The organism is Sphingobium indicum BiD32, from assembly GCF_000382885.1.
GTDB classification, from domain to species: Bacteria; Pseudomonadota; Alphaproteobacteria; order Sphingomonadales; family Sphingomonadaceae; genus Sphingobium; species Sphingobium japonicum_C.
Map to the genome: position 1 here is coordinate 1 of NZ_CAVK010000253.1, position 5,700 is coordinate 5,700.

Sequence of the window (5,700 nt, forward strand, 5' to 3'; positions counted from 1 at the left end):
GCAAATCCGTTACAAGTCCATTGCCCATTGGCAGATAGACAAGTCCGAGCGCCTCGTCGCCGCTCGCGGTGGTCCACATATTGGGCGTACCGCGAGCATATTCCTTTCCCTCCGGTGGATCGCCAGTCCAGTCGGGATTGACCATATCCCAGGCCCAACGCTTTATACCGGTCACCGCGTCGTAACCCTGGATCACGCCCGAGGGCGCGCTGCGCTCCTGGCCATCGAGCACCTGATGGCCGGTGACGATGACCCCGCGCACGATGGTCGGTGGCGAGGTGATCGAGACCATGCCGGGCGCGACCGCACCCATGCCGCGCTTGATGTCGACGGCTCCGTTCGCTCCAAACCCGGCGCAGGGGCGACCTGTGCGCGTATCCACCGCGATGAGGCGCCCGTCGAGCGTGCCTTCGATGATGCGTGTGGCGCAGTCGCTGTTCGCTTGTGCCCCCGGCACGGCGTAATAGGTGACGCCACGGCAGGCGGCGGTATAGGGAATCCACTCGTCCGGCACCTGCGGGTCATAGCGCCAACGCTGCTTGCCGGTGGCGGGGTCAAGCGCGATCAGGATATTGGTCGCCGAGCAGAGATACAATGCGTTACCCACCTTGAGCGGCGTCGTTTCGGCACCGTATTTGCTCTTCTTGGGATCGCCCTTTGGCATGTCGCCTGTGTGATAGATCCAGGCCCGCCTAAGCTTCCCGACATTCTCAGGTGTGATTTGGGCGAGTGGAGAAAAGCGCTGCGCCGCGTGGCTGCCACCATAGGCCGGCCAGTCGGTGCCGGGCCGAAGGGGCGAGGGATCTGCAACGCTCGAGGCGATCAGGCCCGGCATCGGCCCAACCTGAGGCTGGTTGATTCGAGAGATCGCGAAACCCCCGAGGGCCAGCACAAGGACGGCGCCCACCGATAGGCCGAATGCGGATCGCCAGCGCCAGCGAAGTGGTTGAAGGATGGGCAGCGTGAGCAGCACCAGGACCAGCAGTACGGTTGGGCCAACGGTGAAGGGAATCAGCGCCCAGCCGTCCAACCCGGCCTCGGCGAAACCCCAGATGACGGAAAACAAATAGATGCCGATGTACAGTAGGGCGCCAAGTGTGCGTCCCCGGATCAGAAGTACGCCGGAGATGCCGAGCATGAGTCCCGCCAGGAGATAAAAGACGCTTCCACCCAGCAGCGCTAGCCAGGCGCCGCCGATCGCGAGCACAACTCCAATCGCCGCGAGAACCGCACCGACGATCATGGTCAACAGCGAGCGGTTGCGCGGACGCGTTGTGATATCGTCCGGCATCGGACCCTCCCTTTGCAAGGGAACCGACCCGGCTGCGATCGGTTCCGTAACAAGCGCACAATTCAATCAAGGCCCCATAGTGTTGGACCAATCCGCCGTCTGGCTTCCCTACTGCGGCGCCGCACCCGTCCCGGGCGAGTTGCTTGCGCGGTGGAACCTCGATCCATTGCTCATCGCGGCACTGCTGTTCGGAACTGCGGTCTTCCTGAAGTTCGGCCCAACCACGAGTGCCCAGCGACGCTATTTCCTGACAGCGATCGCGCTGCTGGCGCTGCTGCTTGTCTCGCCCTTCTGCGCGCTGACCTCGGCGCTGTTTTCGGCGCGGGCGGTGCATCACCTGGCGCTGACTGCAGTCGTGGCACCACTGCTGGCCGCTGCGCTGCCGGCGAAACGCGTTCCTGGCGGACTGGCCCTGTGGACGGGACTTCATACTGCGACCTTCTGGATCTGGCACGCGCCTCCCGTCTATGAAGCGGCGCTATCGAACGAGGCGGTGTATTGGTTGATGCAGGCGAGCCTGCTGCTCACCGCGCTGGCCTTGTGGCGGGCGGTGCGACATGCGTCGCTCCCGGCGGGGATCGCCGCACTGCTGGCGACCATGGTGCAGATGGGACTGCTTGGCGCGCTGCTCACCTTTACCGGCACGCCGCTCTATGCGCCGCATGCCCTTGGCCCACTCGCCTGGGGCTTGACGCCGCTGGAGGACCAGCAACTCGCCGGTTTGATCATGTGGGCGCCGGGTGCGGGTATCTACCTTGCAGCAGCGCTCGCGCTCGCGTCGCGCTGGTTCGCGCGCGAGCGCAGAGCATCCCTCGCGACATGATCCGCCAACTCCGCGCCTGGGCGCGCACGCATACCGAGCGCAGCCGCTATTCGCCGGTCGGAATAGCCTTTCACTGGGTGATGGCGTTCCTGGTGATGGCCCAGCTCGGCTGGGGCTATTATACGAGCTGGCTTCCGGCGGGCGGCGACAAGCTCTACGCCTACCAGGTTCACAGCGCGGTCGGATTGCCGATTCTGCTTCTCGCCATCGCGAGGTTTGGCTGGCGGCTGATGATCCCGGGACCGAAAAATGACGCAGACAGTCAGGGCTGGCAGACCTGGGTCGCCTATCTGATCCACTATATATTCTACATCGCCTTTTTCGGCTTGCCCTTGAGCGGGTGGGTGATGTGGTCATCGATCGCCGAGCCGGGACCGCTTTATCTCGCTGGGATCGTGCCTTGGCCAAAATTACCGTTCGACCAGATGCCGCTGACATTGCGCTGGCAGATTATGGGTCTGGCGGAGAGTGTCCACCAGATGTTGGTGATCACGCTCCTGTTCGTCATTCCGTTGCACGTTGCGGCGGCGCTGAAGCATCATTTTTGGGATCGGCACGATGTGCTGCGCGGGATGCTGCCGGAGATTCCGGATGCGCAAGACCCCCGGGGAGGGCAGCCGCATACACCGCGAGAGCCTCGGATTCCCGGCGAGAAAGCGCCTGGCTGATACGCAACATGACATTTTGCGGATCGTTGCGCCGCTTGGCCGCCCGCCATTGCTCGAGTTGTTCGGCAAGATAGGCGGCCGGCTGCGCGCCTAGCGGCGGATTGGCAGGACCGGCGCCTTCACCCGATGCGCCGTGGCAGGAGGCGCAGGATGCAAGACCGCGTGCCGGGTCGCCTTCATGATAGAGGACCGCGGCTTGCTCCCCCAATCGGCTGCTTGTCGCGGAGACAGCGGCGAACGGCATCGCTGCATAATAAGCAGAGACAGCGTCCTGTTGCGCGGACGTTAGCTTGCCAGCTAGGGCCGCCATTTCAGGGTGCTGGCGGCGCCCACTTGCATAAGCTTCAAGCTGCGCTGTCATATAGCCGCGGTCCTGGCCAGAGAGGCGCGGCGTGCCGTCGCCATTGCCGTGTCCATCCAGGCCGTGACATGTGAAGCAGGCATTGGCCGCGCCGGCATCGCCGCCGCTCAGCGCGATCATCTCGCCGGTCTCGATGAAGCGATCCGCCGCCCCGCGCTCAACCGGGCCGCAGCCCGACAGCCAGATCGTCAAAATTGTGAATGCTGCTAGCCGGTTTGAAACCATCGTACCGATGGGAACCGCTAACGCCCCGCAAGGGTTCCGGATGTGCAACATTGAGAGCCGAGGGCGTAAAGGGGGGTAATTGCAGATATTTCGCGCCCTGTTGCCGCTGCTGCTCGCCGCTGGCTGCAAGTCACCGCCCGATGAGGTGCACCATATGCCTCAGGCGAATGTCGCGCACGGCATGGCCCTGATCGAGCGCGCGGGATGCGGCGCCTGTCATGTGATCCCCGGTATATTTTGGCCGCGAGGAGAAAGTGGTCCTTCGCTGGCAGGCTTCGCGGAACAAGGACTCATCGCCGGAAGGTTGCCGAACCGGCCGGATGTGCTTGCCGCCTATGTGCGCAATGCGCCTGCGACCCTGCCAGGCACAACGATGCCGGCGATGCCGTTGAGCGCACAAGACGCGCGCGACGTCGCAGCTTATCTCTATGCGACGGGCAAGCGCTGATATGTCCGATGCCTCTCGCTTTCCTATATTCGATCCAGCGGGACCCTATGCCGGATCGATCACGACGCTTTCCTGGGTTCTGGTTACGATGGGCGTCGCTGTGCTGGTGGTCGTGGTCGCCGCTCTGTGGGTCGCTTTATTCGGCAGCGAACGGCTCAAGGCGAAGATCGGCGGAACGAAGACCATCTGGATTGGCGGGATAGGCTTCCCCGTCGTCGTGCTCACGCTGCTCCTCGTCTATGGCCTGAGCCTCACGCGCAACCTGACCGCGCCGGTGTCTGCGGACACGATGCGGGTCCGGATAACCGGAGAGATGTGGTGGTGGCGCGTAGCCTATCTCGATGGCCAAGGCCGCACCTATATGCTCGATGCCAACGAACTCCACATTCCGGCCCGACGCCCGGTGGTGCTGGAGCTCGAATCCAACGACGTGATTCATAGCTTCTGGGTACCGCGCTTGTCGGGGAAGCTCGATATGGTGCCGGGACGCCGCAATATCCTGCCGATCCAGGCCGACGCACCTGGCGTATATGGGGGGCAATGCGCCGAATATTGCGGCGGCCCTCATGCTTTGATGGGGTTTGTCGTTGTCGCGCACGATCCCGCCACGTTCGAGGCCATGCTGGCGGCACGTCGCGGGGCCCGCCCACAGGCCCCCGGACAGGTGGAGGCGGGGCAGGGGGCAGCGCTGTTCCGGTCGACCGGATGCGCCGCCTGCCATCGCATTGCCGGGACCGCTGCCAACGGCGCCGCCGGCCCCGACCTCACCCATGTCGGTTCCCGCCGATCATTGGGCGCCGGTATTCTGCCTAACAATCGCGGCACGATGATGGGCTGGATTGGCGACAGCCAGTCGATCAAGCCGGGCAATCGCATGCGACCGAGGCTAGCGACAGGGCTGAGGCTGCCAGGGCGAACTTAAGCATCGTTACACGCTTCATCGGAACAATTCTTTGTTATCGGCGTGTCAGGAGTGCGTCAGGACATACTTCCACAAGTATCGGTGTCGCCGCTGTCGGCGCATGTCGGAGATTAACATGAACCGTTCCCTGTTCGCAGCGACTGCCACCTTTGCCGCTCTCTTATCCTCCACCCCGATGGCCGCTCCACGAGGCCAAGCCGCTCTCGGCACAGACGCGCTCCAATCTTGAAGCTGCAATGCACGGTGACCTGTATGGAGAGGATTAAGCGTGCCAGGGCCATAGGCCCGTGCCGCTGCAATCGAACCCGGCTTCAGGGCAGGTGTTTGTTCGCCCATGCAATGATTGATCGCTGGTCCAACGCGCCCGAGTTGCGCGCAACTTCCCGACCGCCCGAAAACAAAATGAGCGTGGGGATCGATCGGATCGCGAACCGGGCGGCAACCGTCTGTTCTGCCTCGGTGTCGAGCTTCAGTAACCGGATTTTTGGCTCGAGAGCCTTTGCGGCGGCGGCAAAGGCGGGGGCCATCGCCTTGCAAGGACCGCACCAGCTTGCCCAGAAATCAACGAGGACCGGGAGCGACCCGGTTTTCACATGACGGTCGAACGTCTGGCCACTTACAGCAACAGGGGCACCTTGAAACAGCAGTCGGCCGCAGCGTCCACATTTCGGACTTTCCAAAATGCGGGCGGCCGGAACCCGATTGGCAGTCGTGCAGGCCGGACAGATGATGACGGCAGGGTCAGCAAGTGTTCCATTCATCCTCGTATCCCTTGTAACTGACGTCGCTTGGCCAAACTGTTGGATATGCTCGCGCCTGATCTTGATCGAGGCTTTGCGATACGAAGGCGCCGATCGGGCATATGAGGTGGTCCCGCCTTTTTGGACAGTTTGGCGGCTGAGTTAAGCTAATCCCGGTTGTCGTTAAGCCGCCTGTTTGATCATCAGATCATGGGGGGCATG

5 protein-coding genes and 2 pseudogenes are annotated in these 5,700 nt (G+C 63.1%); 4 read left to right on the plus strand and 3 right to left on the minus strand.

All coding sequences use genetic code 11. The annotated features are described in order from the left end of the window. A pseudogene (locus tag EBBID32_RS22615) lies at positions 1–1,291 on the minus strand (membrane-bound PQQ-dependent dehydrogenase, glucose/quinate/shikimate family); the annotation flags it as partial. Between the two features lie 79 nt (positions 1,292–1,370). On the opposite strand from EBBID32_RS22615, the gene EBBID32_RS22620 reads away from it, so the two are divergent. Both EBBID32_RS22620 and EBBID32_RS25080 read left to right on the plus strand, forming a co-directional pair. Continuing rightward, entirely contained in the window at positions 1,371–2,114 is a 744-nt protein-coding gene (locus EBBID32_RS22620) for a cytochrome c oxidase assembly protein (RefSeq protein WP_440590976.1), read from the plus strand. Beyond that, positions 2,111–2,782, plus strand: coding sequence for a cytochrome b (locus EBBID32_RS25080; protein WP_006967673.1), 672 nt, complete (start codon positions 2,111–2,113; stop codon positions 2,780–2,782). The genes EBBID32_RS22620 and EBBID32_RS25080 overlap by 4 nt, the downstream gene beginning before the upstream one ends. Before the next feature lie 40 nt (positions 2,783–2,822). On the opposite strand, the pseudogene EBBID32_RS25300 reads toward EBBID32_RS25080, so the two are convergent. After that, positions 2,823–3,419 (minus strand): annotated as a pseudogene (locus EBBID32_RS25300) (c-type cytochrome); the annotation flags it as partial. Between the two features lie 28 nt (positions 3,420–3,447). On the opposite strand from EBBID32_RS25300, the gene EBBID32_RS22635 reads away from it, so the two are divergent. Together EBBID32_RS22635 and coxB are read left to right on the plus strand one after the other, a co-directional pair. Further along, positions 3,448–3,816, plus strand: a complete 369-nt coding sequence (locus EBBID32_RS22635; RefSeq protein WP_006967675.1) for a c-type cytochrome — start codon at positions 3,448–3,450, stop codon at positions 3,814–3,816. 1 nt (position 3,817) lies between these two features. Beyond that, positions 3,818–4,738: a cytochrome c oxidase subunit II gene (coxB, locus tag EBBID32_RS22640; protein WP_006967676.1), complete on the plus strand. Its 921-nt coding sequence runs from the start codon at positions 3,818–3,820 to the stop codon at positions 4,736–4,738. A gap of 311 nt (positions 4,739–5,049) precedes the next feature. On the opposite strand, the gene trxC is transcribed toward coxB, so the two are convergent. Continuing rightward, positions 5,050–5,499 (minus strand): thioredoxin TrxC, encoded by a 450-nt coding sequence (gene trxC / locus EBBID32_RS22645; protein ID WP_006967677.1) that lies wholly within the window; start codon positions 5,497–5,499, stop codon positions 5,050–5,052. Positions 5,500–5,700 lie beyond the last annotated feature (201 nt).

What these genes read in the sequence shown, in the direction of transcription:
- trxC (WP_006967677.1), bottom strand. Translation starts at nt 5,499, where the DNA reads ATGAATGGAACACTTGCTGACCCTGCCGTCATCATCTGTCCGGCCTGC.
- EBBID32_RS25080 (WP_006967673.1), top strand. Translation starts at nt 2,111, where the DNA reads ATGATCCGCCAACTCCGCGCCTGGGCGCGCACGCATACCGAGCGCAGC.
- coxB (WP_006967676.1), top strand. Translation starts at nt 3,818, where the DNA reads ATGTCCGATGCCTCTCGCTTTCCTATATTCGATCCAGCGGGACCCTAT.